This is a genomic window from Nostoc sp. UIC 10630 (assembly GCF_010747425.1).
Taxonomy (GTDB): Bacteria; Cyanobacteriota; Cyanobacteriia; order Cyanobacteriales; family Nostocaceae; genus Nostoc.
The window spans coordinates 1-17,742 of record NZ_JAAGOG010000167.1 but is presented as its reverse complement, the minus strand read 5'-3'; the positions used below and the strand labels follow the sequence as shown (position 1 = coordinate 17,742).

19 protein-coding genes and 1 pseudogene are annotated in these 17,742 nt (G+C 41.3%); 5 read left to right on the top strand and 15 right to left on the bottom strand.

What is annotated here, in order from left to right:
• Positions 1-30 precede the first annotated feature (30 nt).
• The 8 genes and pseudogenes from G1O98_RS28755 to G1O98_RS41215 form a co-directional block, all read right to left on the bottom strand.
• Positions 31-753 carry a DUF475 domain-containing protein gene (locus G1O98_RS28755; protein WP_163935302.1) on the bottom strand — a complete coding sequence of 241 codons (723 nt, stop codon included), beginning with the start codon at positions 751-753 and terminating at the stop codon, positions 31-33.
• 168 nt (positions 754-921) lie between these two features.
• Entirely contained in the window at positions 922-1,116 is a 195-nt protein-coding gene (locus G1O98_RS28750; RefSeq protein ID WP_228058024.1) for a hypothetical protein, read from the bottom strand.
• A gap of 68 nt (positions 1,117-1,184) precedes the next feature.
• Complete coding sequence (locus tag G1O98_RS40910) at positions 1,185-1,316, bottom strand: hypothetical protein (RefSeq protein ID WP_265578511.1); 132 nt, start codon at positions 1,314-1,316, stop codon at positions 1,185-1,187.
• A 470-nt stretch (positions 1,317-1,786) separates the two neighbouring features.
• Positions 1,787-2,227: a hypothetical protein gene (locus tag G1O98_RS28745; protein WP_163935299.1), complete on the bottom strand. Its 441-nt coding sequence runs from the start codon at positions 2,225-2,227 to the stop codon at positions 1,787-1,789.
• Positions 2,228-2,294: 67 nt separating this feature from the next.
• Positions 2,295-2,987: a hypothetical protein gene (locus G1O98_RS28740; RefSeq protein ID WP_175586905.1), complete on the bottom strand. Its 693-nt coding sequence runs from the start codon at positions 2,985-2,987 to the stop codon at positions 2,295-2,297.
• 91 nt (positions 2,988-3,078) lie between these two features.
• Positions 3,079-3,828 (bottom strand): annotated as a pseudogene (locus G1O98_RS28735) (Uma2 family endonuclease).
• A gap of 184 nt (positions 3,829-4,012) precedes the next feature.
• Positions 4,013-4,165, bottom strand: a complete 153-nt coding sequence (locus G1O98_RS41220) for a hypothetical protein (protein ID WP_345940602.1) — start codon at positions 4,163-4,165, stop codon at positions 4,013-4,015.
• Complete coding sequence (locus G1O98_RS41215; protein WP_345940601.1) at positions 4,137-4,445, bottom strand: hypothetical protein; 309 nt, start codon at positions 4,443-4,445, stop codon at positions 4,137-4,139. Before G1O98_RS41215 ends, G1O98_RS41220 begins: the two co-directional genes overlap by 29 nt.
• A 236-nt stretch (positions 4,446-4,681) precedes the next feature.
• Between G1O98_RS41215 and acs the strand changes: the two genes are divergently transcribed.
• A complete protein-coding gene (acs, locus tag G1O98_RS28725) occupies positions 4,682-6,655 on the top strand; it encodes an acetate--CoA ligase (RefSeq protein WP_163935296.1) in 1,974 nt (657 codons plus the stop codon).
• Positions 6,656-6,772: 117 nt separating this feature from the next.
• Entirely contained in the window at positions 6,773-7,453 is a 681-nt protein-coding gene (locus G1O98_RS28720) for a tetratricopeptide repeat protein (protein ID WP_163935308.1), read from the top strand.
• A gap of 91 nt (positions 7,454-7,544) precedes the next feature.
• Here the strand turns inward: G1O98_RS28720 and G1O98_RS28715 are convergent, their stop codons facing one another.
• Positions 7,545-8,996, bottom strand: a complete 1,452-nt coding sequence (locus G1O98_RS28715; RefSeq protein ID WP_243458570.1) for a hypothetical protein — start codon at positions 8,994-8,996, stop codon at positions 7,545-7,547.
• Positions 8,997-9,092: 96 nt separating this feature from the next.
• Here G1O98_RS28715 and G1O98_RS28710 point away from each other — a divergent pair, with 96 nt between their 5' ends.
• Positions 9,093-9,851, top strand: coding sequence for a Uma2 family endonuclease (locus tag G1O98_RS28710; protein ID WP_163935293.1), 759 nt, complete (start codon positions 9,093-9,095; stop codon positions 9,849-9,851).
• A gap of 119 nt (positions 9,852-9,970) precedes the next feature.
• Complete coding sequence (locus G1O98_RS28705) at positions 9,971-10,231, top strand: MoaD/ThiS family protein (protein WP_012412483.1); 261 nt, start codon at positions 9,971-9,973, stop codon at positions 10,229-10,231.
• 112 nt (positions 10,232-10,343) lie between these two features.
• Here G1O98_RS28705 and G1O98_RS28700 read toward each other — a convergent pair whose 3' ends face one another.
• On the bottom strand, positions 10,344-11,201 hold the full coding sequence (locus G1O98_RS28700; protein ID WP_163935290.1) for a 1-acyl-sn-glycerol-3-phosphate acyltransferase: 858 nt from the start codon (positions 11,199-11,201) through the stop codon (positions 10,344-10,346).
• 358 nt (positions 11,202-11,559) lie between these two features.
• Positions 11,560-12,258: a glutathione binding-like protein gene (locus tag G1O98_RS28695; RefSeq protein WP_163935287.1), complete on the bottom strand. Its 699-nt coding sequence runs from the start codon at positions 12,256-12,258 to the stop codon at positions 11,560-11,562.
• 334 nt (positions 12,259-12,592) lie between these two features.
• On the opposite strand from G1O98_RS28695, the gene G1O98_RS28690 reads away from it, so the two are divergent.
• Entirely contained in the window at positions 12,593-13,558 is a 966-nt protein-coding gene (locus G1O98_RS28690) for a class I SAM-dependent methyltransferase (protein ID WP_163935284.1), read from the top strand.
• A gap of 31 nt (positions 13,559-13,589) precedes the next feature.
• Here the strand turns inward: G1O98_RS28690 and G1O98_RS28685 are convergent, their stop codons facing one another.
• The 4 genes from G1O98_RS28685 to G1O98_RS28670 all read right to left on the bottom strand — a co-directional run.
• Complete coding sequence (locus G1O98_RS28685; protein ID WP_163935281.1) at positions 13,590-14,111, bottom strand: biotin/lipoyl-binding protein; 522 nt, start codon at positions 14,109-14,111, stop codon at positions 13,590-13,592.
• A gap of 744 nt (positions 14,112-14,855) precedes the next feature.
• Positions 14,856-15,623, bottom strand: coding sequence for a class I SAM-dependent methyltransferase (locus G1O98_RS28680; protein WP_163935278.1), 768 nt, complete (start codon positions 15,621-15,623; stop codon positions 14,856-14,858).
• Positions 15,624-15,657: 34 nt separating this feature from the next.
• On the bottom strand, positions 15,658-16,347 hold the full coding sequence (locus G1O98_RS28675) for an SDR family NAD(P)-dependent oxidoreductase (protein WP_163935275.1): 690 nt from the start codon (positions 16,345-16,347) through the stop codon (positions 15,658-15,660).
• A 74-nt stretch (positions 16,348-16,421) separates the two neighbouring features.
• Positions 16,422-17,742, bottom strand: a 1,321-nt coding sequence (locus G1O98_RS28670; protein WP_243458569.1) for an MFS transporter, incomplete at its 5' end; no start/stop codon positions are given.

The following is a 17,742-nucleotide window of genomic DNA, read 5'->3' as shown; positions in this document are numbered from 1 at the left end:
TCCCCATTCCCCATTCCCCATTCCCCATTCTTACTTAGATGCTTCGCTCTTTTCTGGTTCTAATTCGGGCATTTCAGTGCTAACACGCTTGGAAAATCCCCAGCCTAAAATCAGGAAAATGGCAGTAATCATGATCCATTCTGGTGGAACTAAATTATCGTTCACCACTTTCAACAACAGGCGCAAGCCTACGAACGCTACAGTTACATAACCTGCGTCTTCTAAGTTTTCGTATTCGTCTAGCCAACGGATAAACAATCCTGCCATAAATCGCAGCGTAATAATCCCAATTGTTGCACCCGTCAGCACTAGCCATTTTTCTTGAGAAACTGCGATCGCAGTAGTCACGCTATCCAAAGAAAATGCCAAATCTGTAAATGCAATCACAGGTATCGCTTGCAACAATGAATTAAAACGCGGCCCGTGATGGTGATCGTCCTTAGATTCTTCCGAGGTAAAGTGTTGAAATACCAACCACAGCAGATAAGCAGCGCCCAATAATTCAAATTGCCAGAATTGTTGCACCCAAGTGGCAGTCAGAATCAGGCTGATTCGCAGCACATAAGCAACGACTAAACCAAAGTTGAGGGCTTTACGCTCAAGTTCCTTGTCTTCCAACCCTTTTGCGATCGCAGCCAGAGCGATCGCATTGTCGGCAGATAACAGCGCCTCTAAAAGCACCAGGATCAGCAGAACTATAAGGGCTTCAAGGCTGAAATGAAAGTCGAGGTAATCAAAAATTCGGTCTAGCATTCCGGGTTTCTCAAGCAGAAAAAATTAAAATTTGACAAGATTCAGAGATTTATATATTAAAAAGCGCAATAAATTGTCACTCTAATTCAGCTTAACGTGCTTCTGGTGCATTTTGAAGGGGGTTTAATGGATGCGATCGCAGTCTGAGTGGGGTAATTTGCGTATAAGTCAATACACCAAAAGTTTTAACATCTTGCTCAATGCGATCGCCTTCAATTTCTGACGTAAACTATCACGCCGTTTCTGCCGTAGTGAATCACACCCAAATAAAACTAGAGTAAATAAGCTACCAGAACCAAGCCCCATTAGGGAAGTTGAGAAAGCTGTTTTCATTCCTACCAGTAGTCCTTTACTGACAGTCATCAGTTCTTTGGTATCTTCTGTAGATATATTGATTCCTTGGAGTCCCTGTTGTGTACCATAAAAGGTTCCTAAAACGCCGATGGCAGTGAATCTTGTCCAAATAATTCACAAGCCACTTTCCAAGCGTGGTTAACCGCCACAATTTCTTTAACCAATTTCTCCATTGAGGGATAAGATAGTTTTGCAGTTTCACTAATCAATGCTTTTGACCTACCTAACTGAGCTTTAATAGGTCTATAGTTTCCAGAAATAGAAACTTATTTAGCTTTGTTCTAAACTCGACTTTATCCAAAATTAAGAACTGGGTTCTCTTTATAGAGCAAAAACCCTAGCTTTTTGGCAAAAACTTTTTCCATGTCACTGATTAACGCTGAAATCTAAAAATTAAAACTACTGTACTACAAAGGTTTCAGCGTCAGCTTGAGTGTTACCAAAAAATGGATAAAGTCGAGCTAAAGCTATATTGATAAAATTAATTTTTTGATGGAAAACTGCTCTTTGAGCGTTAAAAAGTTCGTAATATCACTAAGTTAAATTATATTGGCACATTCCATATTTTCTTGGTTATGCGTGGGAAAAATAAAACAAAGCCTGCTTACGTAGGCTTTATTTCTAAAGCAATAGATTATGGTTTAAGGGCAACTTAACCTACGAAAAATCTACTAAAATCTCACAAAATCTCTGCCAACTTTACCACCAGAGTGTTTGCTAAATCCAATAACCTGATATCATCTGTATCAATACTATTTCCTTCACCAGCAAACAAGTGTCTTACAGCAGATAACCTGTCATTGGGTTCAGAAATTCTCCACAATTCTTCTAAGTTTACTGCAAAATCAAATAGCGATCGCTCTCCTAAATGCTGTCTTACCTTTACAGCTACAGTATCATTACTTACCAAAAATTCTTTGATAGTATCTAATTGAGAATTACCTAAAATTTCGTCATGTCCCCAGGTTTCTAGCCAGTCTCCATCTACATCTTCAACGTAAAAATTTACAAAATTAACTCCGTAAGTTAGCCAGTTCTGCTGCATTTGTCGCGCTGTTGCTAAAGCTTCAGCAAATGTATCCACTTGATTGTTGCAGTGAGTTTCTCTTTTGTTAGCCATAAAAGCTGTAATTAGCAAGTAAGTATGTAGGCTGAACACAAACCGGAAATATCAAATTCCTTAAAGTTCACGAAAATTTCAAATATTTGCCACCAGAAAGGTAATCACTGTTATACAGGGCCACGTTGACTAACTGGTTGACAAAATTAGCATCCTTGGGATTGTAACTTAAGAACAATCCTCTCTCTATTTCCCACGATCGCAGTGTATTTTGCCAAGCTTGGTACTTTTGGTAATTAAGTTCTTCAGAGACACTAGTAACTTGAATGCAAAGCGGTTGATTGTTACGACTACTAACAATTAGGTCTGTTGCCATAGAGAGGTCGGCGATATAACGCTGCCAAAAACTACCTTCTCGACTTACAACATCTTGAGCTATTGACTTAATGATATCATCATCGACCTGATTAAATTCACCTGCCATTAATTTTTGTTTCCAAATATAAAACTTGGAGTCACTTGCATTAATCCATCTAGGAAATAGATAACCATACCAATATCTCTCAATCGGTGTCATCAACTCGAATTTTGCTTTCTGTTCTTCTTCCGAAGGTAAGGATTTGATTATCAGCCAAATGGTAGAATCAGTAATTACCTCTAAGAGAAATGCAATGACAAATGGTTTTGCAGTCAGGGAACCTGGCTTGATATTCTTTACCCAACGATTGATTTCATCTAATCTTCTCGCCAAATTATGATCTACCGAGGAAGCTCGCAGGGTAAGTGACTTTAGCTTATCCTTAATCTCTGTTGCTTGCAAACGAGGCCCTACTTTCAGAAGATAACGCTTTTTTACACACTAATAACTAAATCTTAACTTGAAAGTGTACTTAATTAATTTCCTGATGTCATCAAATATTCTCTAAGTCGATGCCCTTTGTGCGTAATACCTCCCGCAATCGAGCGAGTTCTTGCTCTGCTTGTTGGGCGCGTTCTTCTGACTCTTGGGCACGTTCTTCTGCTTGTTGGGCACGTAAACGTTCTTGTTCAGCTAACTCTTCTGATGATAATATTAATTGATTTTCAGTAGTGAAGAATCTTAATTTACCTTCATAAACTCCCAAATAAAGTTCTAACTGCTGACTCCACAAACGTCCATCAGTAGTTCCTTGGATTTCTTGATACTTGCCATCAACTAAATGAAATCCCTGAAGTTCCATTATTACAGGGTCAAACCAGAAATAAGCTGGTGTACTGAAGGTATCTTGATAAACTTGTTTTTTTAACCCTTCATCAATTGCTGTCGTTTAACTTGACAAAATTTCTACAATCACGTTTGGATATTTGCCGTCTTCTTGCCAAACTACCCAACTCTTACGGTCTTTTTTCTGAGTCCCCAAAACTACAAAAAAGTCTGGGCCACGAAAATATTCTGATTTTTTCTGGTTAGGACTATAATAAATCGTCAAATTGCCAGAAGCATAGAAATCTTGCCATTCTCGCCACCATAATTTGAGTATGCGAATCAGTAAATCGATTTGGTCACGATGTAAGTCACTTTCCAAGGGTGGTTCGTCACTCAGTATATCACCAGGAGGAAAAATAACTTCGTCTTCTGAAATACCATCAGAAATCAATTCTAGGGTAGCAGGTTCAGACATCAGCGATCGCTCCGCAATTTATTTACTGAAAAGTTGGTAACTTGCAGATGGCTTTGAACACTTGCAATAACTCTATTGCATCTGGAGATTCGTTTAAACTTAATAATGGCATTAACTGATAATTTGACTGCTCGTCATGTCTTAGATGAACAAATTGATAACGCAGTCCGTTAGTTACCAGTCCTCAAACAGATGGTTGTTGCTCTAAACTCTTAAAAGCATAAGTCAATAATTGAGGTAAACCTTCACCCACTTCAATCGCACTGTTTTTTGTTTCAATTACTACAACCCAAAATGGCGGTGCAATATTACTTTGAAAGCTGTTGAGCGATCGCAATGCTATCTTCCATTGTCAACCGAATCGGTAGATCATAAAACCCTGCTAATTGCATCAAGGGTGCGAATGTTATAAATTTAACCAGCCCTTCAGAAACTTTCCTTGCATTTAAGTAACAACCGAAGTCATTTCTGATTCGCAATAAATCCTGCTGTTCAAACTCAGACAGTGGTTCTAGACTTAAAAAATTTGTGAATGAACCATTGGAAAGTTCTTCCAGTTTAAGAAAGCGATGAACATCGTTGAGACATAGACTACTAGCTTCGACGATGAGCGTCATAGTTTCAGGCGTTGTTTGTCAAGACTACTTATATTTTGCAACATTCGCGGTAGATAGGCTGCAATGTAACGTCTTTACATTTCTTGATCGCTCGGTTTTGGTAGATGAAAATGAATGTAAACTAAATAACTCACTCACCAATTTTTACCTAGCTTAACGAAAATCTAAACACCGTCTAGCACAACTGGGCTAAGAATAGTTTTTAGTAATAATAGCGATCGCACTCATAACTAACCATGTCTGAACCAAATATCGAATCAATCCTCCAAGAGAACCGCCTCTTCCATCCTCCTAGTGAATTCTCGCAGAATGCCCATATCAAAAGCCTAGAAGACTATCAGCGTCTCTATGACAAAGCTAAAGCTGATCCGCAGCAATTTTGGGCAGATTTGGCTGGAACAGAATTAGAATGGTTCCAAAAATGGGACACAGTATTAGACTGGCAACCACCTTTTGCGAAGTGGTTTGTTGGCGGTAAGATGAATATTTCTTACAATTGCCTTGACAGACATCTCACTACTTGGCGCAAAAATAAAGCAGCATTGATTTGGGAAGGAGAACCAGGTGATTCTCGTACCCTCACTTATGCCCAACTGCATCGGGAAGTTTGCCAGTTCGCCAATGTATTGAAGCAATTGGGTGTACAGAAAGGCGATCGCGTTGGTATTTATATGCCGATGATTCCCGAAGCTGCGATCGCAATGTTAGCCTGTGCCCGAATCGGCGCACCCCACAGTGTGGTATTTGGTGGTTTTAGTGCCGAAGCTTTACGCGATCGCTTAATTGATGCTACAGCTAAATTAGTAATCACGGCTGATGGTGGTTGGCGCAAAGATGCGATCGTCCCTCTCAAGGAACAAGTAGATAAAGCCTTAGCTGATGGTGCTGTTCCCAGCGTCGAAAATGTTCTAGTTGTTAAGCGCACCGGACAAGAAACTTATATGCAATTGGGGGGACGCGATCATTGGTGGCATGATTTACAAAAAGGAGTATCAGCCGATTGTCCCGCCGAACCGATGGATAGTGAAGATATGCTATTTGTCCTCTACACTTCTGGCAGCACGGGCAAACCGAAGGGCGTAGTGCATACAACTGCTGGTTATAATCTGTATACCCACATCACCACTAAGTGGATATTCGACCTCCAAGATACGGATGTATATTGGTGTACCGCAGATGTAGGTTGGATTACGGGACACAGTTACATTGTCTACGGCCCACTTTCCAACGGTGCAACGACGGTGATGTATGAAGGTGCGCCCCGTGCTTCTAATCCTGGCTGTTTTTGGGATGTAATTGAAAAATACGGCGTTAATATTTTTTATACCGCACCTACGGCAATTCGGGCATTTATTAAGATGGGTGAACAACATCCCAAGGCACGAAACTTGTCTTCGTTGCGTTTGTTAGGAACCGTCGGCGAACCGATTAACCCAGAAGCTTGGATGTGGTATCAGAAAATAATTGGTGGCGATCGCTGTCCAATTGTTGATACTTGGTGGCAAACGGAAACCGGCGGTATCATGATTACACCATTACCAGGGGCAATTCCCACCAAACCCGGTTCAGCAACTCTTCCCTTCCCTGGAATTATTGCAGATGTCGTAGATTTAGAAGGAAACACCGTACCCAATAACGAAGGCGGTTATCTGGCGGTGCGCCATCCGTGGCCAGGAATGATGCGGACAGTCTACGGCGATCCAGAACGCTTCCGCCGCACTTATTGGGAACATATTCCACCCCAAAATGGTAAATATACTTACTTTGCTGGTGATGGGGCTAGACAAGATGAAGATGGCTACTTCTGGGTCATGGGTCGTGTGGATGACGTACTGAATGTATCAGGACATCGCCTTGGTACAATGGAAGTAGAATCAGCCTTAGTTTCTCATCCAGCCGTTGCAGAAGCGGCGGTAGTGGGTAAGCCAGATGAACTCAAAGGTGAAGAAGTAGTTGCTTTTGTGACTTTAGAAGGTACTTATCAGGGAAGTGAGGAACTGAGTAAAGAACTCAAGCAGCACGTCGTCAAAGAAATTGGTGCGATCGCACGTCCAGGAGAAATTCGCTTTACCGACGCTTTGCCCAAAACGCGATCAGGTAAAATTATGCGGCGCTTATTGCGAAATCTAGCTGCTGGGCAAGAGGTATCTGGTGATACTTCAACATTAGAAGATAGAAGTGTGTTGGATAAATTGCGGGAAGGTACGTAAATCATTCAATTGACCTTGTAGGGATGCACAGATGTGCGTTCCTACTTGTGGTGTATTTCACCTAACGCACCCACATTTTATGATGGACATAAGAACATTATTGAGGCATTGAGGGCGATGAAGCTGAAGAGCAAACCTAAATCAGCATTTGTTCAACCTTTTAGCTGCATGATGCTGAGTATTCTAACTGTAATTAGTTTATCACCATTAGCGTTAGCGGTTTCTGGAAAAGTTTCTTTGCATCCGCCAGAACAGAATGCACAGAGACAACCACAAAAACTAGCTCAGTTTTCAGACACAGGGCCATCAGAGCGATCGCAAATGCTACAACAAGCCAATGCTTTATTTAATCAGGGAGACTTAACAGGTGCAGAGGAAAATTTCCGCAAGTTAATTAAAAAATTCCCAGACGATGCTTTTGGACACTTTCAACTAGGAAATGTGCTTTTTCGGCAAAAGAAGCCAGAAGAAGCAATTAGCGCCTATCAAGAAGCCATTCGTCTCAAGTCAAAATACGCTTTAGCTTATAATGCGATCGGTATGGTTTACGCTAGCCAAAGTCGCTGGGAAGAAGCGATGACTGAATATAAAAAAGCTCTAGAAATCAATCCTAACTATGGCGAGGCCCTGACTAATTTTGCATTGGTATTGTGGCAAACAAATAAAAAAGACGAAGCACTATCTTCTTTAGAAAAAGCTTTAAATATTTTCAAACAACAGAATAGAGGTGAAAAAGTTAACCAAGTAGAACGAATATTGAAAGAGATCAAAACTGCTGACGATCCTAGTGTTTCCTGAAAATCAGCAGCTAGAGCAATGCTGTAAGATATTGTAACAGGTAGGGTGTGTTGCTAAAATTTAACATGCCCTATATTGTTACTTACTTATTTTAAAAAATAATTTTTCGCATAATATCAACTTTTTTCTTAAAATCTGATTGCTCTCTCAACCTATGTAATGGGCCTTTATATTTTTGAATTTCATCTATTAGTTCCTTAACTGCTGGAGCCGAAACTTTTAATTTCATCATATTTAAAAGTTCATGATACTTGTTTTGACATAAGTTATGCTGAAGTTTGCTAGCAACCATTGTGTTATTGAAAGACAGAATTACCATAACTGCTTGAGTTGTATCAAATCTTTCAATGAGAGACTTGTAGCTGGTTTCAGCATTGCGGGAAATTCCATTTCCATTAGTAAGAAAAACTTCTACTAGCCCCAAAACATACTTTTCACGTATTTGAAGAGGAACCTGTCCCCTGTCATTAATAAGCGTTTCTAATGCTTTTGCAAAAGGTGGCTCATTATTGAAGTTATCCCACCCGCGATGAGCATTAAGTAAGTTATCAACAGCAGTATCTATTTCTGCGGATAAAAGAGCTTCAGGAATATATGATTTGCCTGAAACTATTTCCAGAAACTCAAGGGCAAGCTTTGCTTCTAGTTGATCATTATTTGCAACAAACCTGCCATACTTAGTCCCAAATTGCTGACGTGCCTGTTCATCGACTCTATCCCATAGATAAGGTATTAGCCTATGAAGATTTTGTCTTGTCTGTGGTGTTGTATCTAAGCGTGTGTATATGCCAAATAATCCTGATGCTAAATTGTTAGTTTGTTCTTGGTTAAGCTCTATAAAAAATGCTGCTATTTGTCTAGCATTCGATTCAGAAATATTATTTTCTTTTATATTTTTGAGAAATTTCTGTATTTCTATTGTTCCATTAGACAAAGGTAAAGAAATAACTTCTATAATGCAGGTTTCCAACCAAGAAACTAGTTTCAAGCCTGTAATCTCGTTCTGATTTGGATGAGCGGCACTCACCCAATTACGCATATATCTGATTGTATCTAAATGCTTGTATCCAATCTCTGAAATTAATCCTATTTTTCTGCCACCCTCGATTAATTCACTATCATTTACTTTAACTAAATCATCTTCTGAATTCAGGCTTTTACGTTTTTCTGGGCTATTTACGGCATTATCATAAAAATATGAAATATCATATTGAGATACCCGCTTTCTTAACTCTAAAATTGTTTCGTCCCACAAGTAATTTAATGCTGCATCAAATAAACCTGATGCTACAGCAGCAATATATTTAGAGATGTATACAGAACGGGGCTTCTGCTCATCATTAATCTTTGATAGTACATCGGCGAGATTTTTAAAAACAATCACACGCTCATTTACTGAAACTAATACAGAGTCAGTTGGTAAACCTTGTTCTGTTAAAAAACCTAACACCCCTGCTTCAAAGTTATTTAACTGGGAACTATAGCTTTGCTGTGTAATGATGTCAGATGAGTCCATTTTTCTACCTGGATTACTTTTATCCAATGTATTATAGTTGTAATACAATAGAAGTGCCAACTTTCAGTAGTATACAAAATCATAATTTACAATGAGAATCATAGAGACCTTCGGTTAAAGCCTATGACTTCCCTATCGGCATTAACTTTACCTGACCACACCCAGTTACCAGACTCAGATGGTACATTTGTGAAAAATCTTCAGGAGCATCCGCAAAGCATTTTAATTACAGATTCAATTAAACCTGTTTTAGAAAAACTTCATCCTGACGGTCAATATTGTATCGGACAAGATTCTGGTATTTACTGGCGATTGACAGATCCTCCTGAGAAAGGGGCTGAAGCACCAGACTGGTTTTATGTACCCAATGTACCGCCGACCCTTGACGGTAAAATGCGGCGTTCTTATGTGCTGTGGAAGGAGTATGTTGCACCCCTAATTGTGATTGAATTTGTCTCTGGAGATGGTTCAGAAGAACGAAATAACACACCGCCATCTCAAGGGGAAGGTGGAAATGTTGGTAAATTTTGGGTTTATGAACAGGCAATTCGAGTGCCTTATTATGGAATTTATGAAGTAGCAAAAGCGCAAGTTGAAGTTTACCACCTAATCGATAATACTTATGAACTAATGCAACCCAATGAACGAGGACATTACCCAATTGTTCCTATGGGGGTAGAGTTAGGAATCTGGCAAGGATTTTATCAGAATGCAGAGTTACCTTGGTTGCGCTGGTGGGATGCACAAGGAAATTTACTGCTAACGGGTGAGGAACGGGCTGAAGTTGAGCGACAAAAGCGGGAGAGAATTGTAGAGAAATTGCGTACTCTCTCTGCTGAACAACTCAACGCTTTAGGAATTGACCCAGAAATGTTGGATTAGGAAACATAATTATCTACCAATAATACAACTTTGCTAGTTATTAATGTATAATTAAGCCCAAGAGTTCAGGGTGCTTGTCAAGCATTAAATTACTTGCTGGTACTGCCAAAGCATATTGTATGTCTAAATCTGCAATCACCGTTACCGTCAAATTGTTCGCTGCTTATCAAGAAGCCTTTAAGGTTTCGGAACTGGTGCTGGAATTTCCTAATAGTATGCCAGTCAAAGCAGTATGCGATCGCCTCATAGCCGAACACCCTGAACTTTCCCAATGGCGAGACATCACCCGCTTCGGGATTAATTTAATATTTGTTGAACCAGATACCCTATTACAAGATGGGGATGAAGTCGTATTGATTCCACCAGTTAGCGGCGGCTAGGAAAATAGTTAGGAGTTAAGTATTACAGCAGATTGAAAGTAAGTGAGGTGCAAAATGCAGGACTCAAAATCATATATATAAAGTAAGTTTTTATCTCCTGCCCCCTGCCCCCTCACCTACTATTCGACTCAGCAGTTACCTTAACTAAATTATCTAACTCTTGCTGCATCTGACTCACAACTAATTCATAACATTCATTGACATAGTGGCGATCGCTAGCTGCTTCTCGACCGTAGCGTTCAAATACAATCGGCGGACAAACCCGTGTGTACATGGGCACAGGTAATGGAATGTTGGGCAATGGGCCAATTGCTAATCCCCAAGGTAATCCGAGATAGATTGGAAAAACTTCTGGATCAATTCCAAGCAGCCAAGGCATTCCCCATTCGTGGAGTTGCTGCACAACTTTGTACAAGTCAGCCAGTACAATCAGCGTATCGTGAGCGCCCCAGGAAATCACAGGTACAATCGGCACATTTTCTCGCAATGCTAACTTGATAAATCCTTGTCGCCCTGCAAAGTAGATTTTGTTACGTAAATAATGCGGTCGAAACACATCTTCGGCTCCACCTGGATAAACCAGCACACTAGCCCCAGAGTGCAACGCAGTGTAGGCCATTTTCGGATGAGCTATGATTGCTCCAGCCTTGGCAGCTATTTGCGCTAGTGGTTGGCTAACCTGCCAAGCTTTGGGATGCATTAAACCATAAACGGGTTTCTCCGTACCAAATCGTTTGAACCAGTCATACATCACCATTCCCATATCGGGAGCCGCAAGTCCTCCATTATGCGAACCGACAAATAAGACTTTTTCTTTGGATGGAATATTTTCCCAGCCACTAGTTTGCACCTGAAAATAGTACTTATAGAAAAAGCCTAATAAAGGCATCAGAGATTCTATGAACTTTGGATCTCGCTCATCCAAAGACCAACCGGGTTTTTTCTTTAAGAGATGTTGCTTTATTGACATCGATACATTTTAACAAGATCGGAACTTCGGGAGACGCGGCAAGTCTTGAATTAAAACTAAATTAACCTGACTTTCAAGTGCTGTATTGCTTTTGCTTGACTAGCCAAACCCAGAACAGAGCGATCGCTATACCAAGCAGAATAAAACAATAGATGTAGCCGAAGTTATCCACAATCCTACCAAATACTGCTGCGCGATTCCCTGTCTAACAAAAAAGCTATAAACCAGCGAAACAGCTGTATCTCGTGCTTCCGGTGCTAACCAGCCCACGCAATCCTGCTAATTGTTTTATCAAACAGAATTTAGAATAGGCTACACCCATTCTAAATTCTGGATTCTTCTTCAACGCCTAGAACGCTCAAGGTTGAATAGTCTTCGCCGACTGGTTAAATAACAAATCTCGTGACTTATCTGGGTCAAGTGGTTGAGTTTTCAATGCTTCTGCTTTCTCGTAGGCACGAATTGTTGCCGGACGAGCTTTAATTGTCTCAAACCAGCGCTTGAGGTGAGGAAAATCCTCTAGATTCTGACTTTGGCGTTCATGGGGCACAATCCAGGGATAAGCGGCAATATCGGCGATGGAATAATCCCCAGCCACAAATTCTCTATCTGCTAGTTGCTTATTCAGCACTCCATATAAACGTCCCGTCTCATTCACATAGCGGTTAATGGCATATTCAATCTTTTCAGGAGCATAGGCGCTAAAGTGATGATTTTGTCCTGCCATTGGCCCTAATCCGCCCATTTGCCAGAACAACCATTCTAAAACTTGAGTGCGTTGGCGTAAATCTTGCGGGATTAATTTCCCGGTTTTTTCTGCCAAATATAGCAAGATTGCCCCAGACTCAAATACCGAAATCGGCGCACCTCCATCTACTGGTTCGTAGTCAACGATCGCGGGGATACGATTGTTAGGAGAAATCTTTAAAAATTCGGGCTTAAATTGATCTCCAGCTCCAATATTCACAGGATTTATGGTATATTGCAAGCCGACTTCTTCCAGGAAAATCGTAATTTTATGACCGTTTGGGGTTGTCCAATAATAAAGATCGATCATGGTTATTTGTCCTAAAATTGTGCGATTCTTTTTAAGTGAATGGTGCAGACATCTCTTTTTTTCTGATTTATCATAAAATCTGAAAAAAAGAGGACAAAAACGGTGAAAAGTAAAAGGGATTGGGGATTGAGTAAGAAGTGAAAAATTATGTTCGGGGCTTCAACCCTTCCCAAACTTTGGAATGTATTAACAGTCCCAGTCCCGATTATCAGAGCGGTGTTCCTCTCTACGAGACGCTGCGTATAGCAAGATCCCTCGCAGGGGTACGCTATCGCTGCGACCAGTTGAATTGTAACCCCACAACCTAGAATTTCAAATACTTAGAGAGTAACTTATGAGTGAAAAGACAGTCAAAGTGATTGAAGGAAACTTATTGCCAAAAGGAGATTATGTATCGTCAGGATTTTCCACTATCCAGCCAGATTTATATTTTCCCAATATAATTTTAGGAAATAAATATGATTCTTTTTGGCTTTATTTACGGCGGGATATTACTCATAACTGGTATGTGGATAAACGACGGCAAAAGGTAGGATTTGTGAGCAGAGATGAAGCTCATATTTTATACAATACAGCCTTGAAATTTCGAGAAAAAAAAGCTTTAGAAATAGGTTGCTGGATGGGATGGTCAGCTTGCCACCTAGCTCTAGGAGGGGTGCAGTTAGATGTAATTGATCCGATGCTATCCGAACAATTATTTAATGAAAGCGTTACACAGTCACTAAAATCAGCAGGCGTTAAGGAATCAGTGAATCTAATACCAGGATGCAGCCCTCAAAAAGTAGAAGAGATAGCAAATAAATTTCAACGTAAATGGTCATTGATATTTATAGATGGCAATCACGAAGCACCAGCTCCGCTCAATGATGCAATTATTTGCGAACAATTTGCAGAAGCAGATGCTTTAATTTTATTTCATGATTTGGCTTCTCCTGATGTAGGACAAGGCTTGGATTACTTCAGAGACAAAGGATGGAACACAATGGTGTATCAAACTATGCAAATTATGGGAGTTGCATGGCGGGGAAATGTTGAGCCTGTAATACATCAGCCAGATCCTAAAATTAACTGGCCCTTACCTCCACATTTACAAGGTTATTTTGTCAGTGGTTCAGTTGAAACTGCGACTGAAGATAAATTTGCAGAACTTCTCAGAGCAGTTCGACCATATACTTTATTGAGTGAAGGAAAGTTATTCTCGCTTTATAGTCAGGCAAAACAACTATATTGTTATCTTTTCTGGCTGCCAAAAATGTTACTACAAGCGATCGCTAGAATCAAACCTATCAAGGGCCACTAGCTTTGTATTATCAGCCACGACTAGCGACTAGCTATGTGTCGCTAGTCATGGCTTTTTCTGATGACTCCTCTACCTGAGCATTTTTCAATTCCGCTTCCAAACGAGCGATCGCCGCTTGTTGAGCTTGTAAATCTCCCTGTTTCGCCCCCGCTCGTACCTGCATTAATCGCGCTTGCGCCACTCTCACTTCTTCTAGCGCCATATTCACAGTTGCCAAACGACGAGTATAATTATCCAACACTGCAAGCACTTGCCCCGCCTTCACCCAATCTCCTTGCTGCACACGTAGCTGTTGAATGCGGGCTGATTCCGTTGAAGAAGGCGGAAACACTTGAATCACTTCTCCTTCAGGTTCCACACGCCCCAAAGCCGTCACCGTTTGCAGCACCACTGGAGTTACAACCACTGGCTGAGGTTTAACTGCTTCACTCGTCCCCATCATCCGATATGCGATCGCCCCACTAAGCGCGATTCCTCCATAAAATACTGTACTTAAAAATACGGTTAATATAGTATTTTTACTGTTGTCATTACGAGTAAATAAATGTGTCATAGTTCTTCCTGCTTGGAGTATAAAACTATTGTTAGATATAGGATATAAGTCAACTTCACTTTGATAAAGTAAGAAATCAAAGCATAAATTATCTGGTAAAGTTTTTATCCTTACAATATATACTGTTCCCTTTTTTACTGCCAATCGCTATATACTGACTTCTGCAAGAAACTGAGTCAGATCACAGTACTGCTCGGTTAAGGAGATTTGTAGGTTGGGTTGAACGGAGTGAAACCCAACAAAGCCCTGAAAATGTTGGGTTTCGTTCCTCAACCCAACCTACACCAGAGTTATTTTTTAGGCTTAACCGAGCAGTATTGAGTCAGATTATGTCCGCTTGATTGCTTATTAAACGCGAAGAACCCCACCCCGATTTTGTCTAAAACCGGGGTGGGGTGATGTGGCTCGTTCGTAATGCTAAGTGAGTAGACTCAATATCAAGCCTTTATAAGGGTTTCACGCTAAGTTGACACCAATGGTTGGGGGTATCTCCTCTTAAAAAACAAGCTAAGGGACTTCCAAATAAAAAAATACCCAAAAATTTGACAAAAAAACTCTCCTTCTCATTCCTCTGTGTTCTCTGTGCCTCTGTGGTAGCCTGCGGCAAGCCGTTCGCATAGCGTCTCGTAGAGAAGCGTCTACGTTTATTTGGGTAATTTATTTCTTGGAAGTCCCTAACCGAATGGTTTTAAGATGCCATTGTGAAGCAATTGCTAATAAATCTATAACTATATATATACTTTTTTATATCGGTGATTTGGCGATCGCTGCCCAAACTCTATGATGAACTTCAAGAATTTGTGTAGGATATCTTGCTTCGAGTAATGTAGCCAATTCCTGGTCAAATACTTCTACTTTTTCTGGTGTCAAGCTAGCTCCCACACCGGCACTCGCCCGAATTCTTCCCCGCCAAGCTTCGTGTGTATAAGGTACAAATACATCGTAAGAAAATGTGCGGATATCTCGGAATCCAACTTCGCCAATGTCTTGTAACCACAAGGGATGCAAGCCATTACCGCCGGCCAGATTCCACGCGGGATTATGAGCCTGGATGAGTTGTTCTGTGGCTTCGACGACATTACCTTTTAAGGGTATCCAATCAAAATGAGCGATCGCAATTGAGCCATTTTTTCTCAATATCCGAGTAACTTCCTGGACAGCACGGGGACGATCAAACCAATGCCAACATTGTCCAGCAGTGATTACATCAGCACTTGCATCTGGTAACTCGGTATTCTCAGCAGTTGCGACTCGATAATCTACTTTAATTTGGGTTGATTCGCTTAACTGTCTCGCTTGTTCTAAAAGTGATGCTGATGGATCTATGCCAATTACATAAGCACCTCTATCAGCAAAACCCCGCGCTAGTGTTCCTGTTCCTGTACCAAGGTCAACAATATTCTGTCCTGGTAAACCTATACCGTATTCAGACAGTTTATTAAATAATGAACTGGGAAAGCCAGCACGGTGTCTTGCGTAATCAACAGCAGTTGCACCAAAATCAATTTTCATACCTGCAAAACCATTTTTGTAACAATTGTCTAGGCTAGAAGTTCTCTACCCAAGGACGTAGTTCTACTTCATAAGTCCAAGCACTGCGGGGCTGGCGTAGAATACTGAGATAAGTTTGAGCGATCGCATCTGGGTCAAGAGTACTATCAGGATTATCTACTGGATCTTGGCGAACTGCTGAACGAATTGCCCCATCAATCACGAAATGCGCCACATGAATATTCTTTGGGGCTAATTCTCTAGCAATACTTTGAGCCAAACCGCGCAGTGCAAATTTACCCATTGCAAAGGGAGCAGACTGAGCATAACCCTTAATACTCGCTGAGGCTCCAGTAAAAAATATAGCACCACCACCAACCTGCAAAAATCTTTTGGTAGCAGCTTGGGCTACAAGAAAACCACCATAAGCAGTTACATCTAAGGTTTTTGCCACCTCACTAGGGTCTAAATCAACAAGAGGCCCCCGCACCCGAAAACTGGGATTGTAAACAACAACATTCGGGGAACCAATTTTATTATCAATATCAATAAATAATTGTTCTACTTCATTTGGCATTGAGACATCAGCAGCGAAACTAACTGCGTCAATTTCCCTAGTCAATTGAGTAAGTTTTTCAATTTGACGAGCCGCTAAAGCTACGGTGAATCCTTCTTTGGCAAATAAGCGGGCTAAAGATGCACTCAGTCCACTACCTGCGCCGACAATTAAAGCTGTTGTTGCCATATTTTAAACCTGTAGTGCTTATTCCGCCTAGCTTAGAGCTTTTCTTAATGCCATTCGATTAAAACATTCATAGATTAAGAATTGAGCGTGACTGAAGATAGTTGTGAATCGCCTTTAGTGGGAGTTTTACCAATTTGCAGTACACCAACTGCGGCAATCAGACAGAGAATACCTGATAAAATAAACGCTTGTAAATAGCTACCCGTCCAAGTTCTTAACACTCCCGCTCCGAATGCTGCTGTGGCTGCACCAAGCTGGTGTCCTGCGACAATCCAACCGAACATAACGCCGACATTTTCTTTACCAAAGGCATTGGCAACAAGACGGACTGTTGGTGGTACGGTAGCAATCCAATCAAGTCCATAGAAGATGGCGAAAATAGAAAGTCCATAGAAGGAAAAGTTGAAACTGAAGGGTAAGAAAATCAAAGACAAACCCCGCAGTCCGTAGTACCAGCATAATAAGTAGCGATTGTTCCATCTGTCGGATAGCCAACCGGACATAGTAGTTCCAAAAAAATCGAATAGCCCCATGATTGCCAAAAGACCCGCAGCTTTGACTTCCGGGATACCGTGATCAATACAAGCAGGAATTAGATGAGTTCCAATTAACCCATTTGTGCTAGCACCACAGATAAAAAAGCTCCCAAATAACAGCCAGAAATCGCGTTTACGCATTCCCAGCCAGAGGGCGTTGAGGGTAGAGGCGATGGAATTTGCTCTAGGCTGCGATGTTTCTACAGTTTCGCTGTTGTCGCCAAAGGGTCGCAACCCGACATCTGCCGGACGATCGCGCATAAAGGCTGCGATCGCTGGAATAATTAAAAGTGCTGCACCAGTAAGAGCTAAAGCCGCAGTTCGCCAGCCGAAGCGATCGGCTACTGAGGCCAGCATCGGCAAAAACACCAGTTGTCCTGTGGCTGTACTGGCAGTCAGGATGCCGAGAACTAAACCCCGCTTTTCAGAAAACCAGCGATTGACAACAATAGCGCCCAAAACTAGGGCAATAACTCCGCTACCAGAACCGACAACTACACCCCACAGCAAAACTAGCTGCCAAGATGTTGACATCACAGTGGTTAAACCGACACCGAGAGCAATGATAGCAAGTGAGAATACCATCATCTTGCGAATGCCGATTCGCTCCATAACTGTGGCAGCAAAAGGGCCAATTAATCCGTAAAGTACTAAGTTAATGGAGATTGCTAAAGATATAGTTGCTCTACTCCAGCCGAACTCCTGTTCGAGAGGCACTATAAAAACTCCGGGAGCAGAACGAATTCCGGCTGCAACGAGCAAGGCTAGGAATGTTAAGCCAGCTACAATCCAGCCATAGTGGAACGAACGACGTGCTAGGAAGGAGGGTAGGGACATTAGTAGTGGGTGGGGAGTGGGG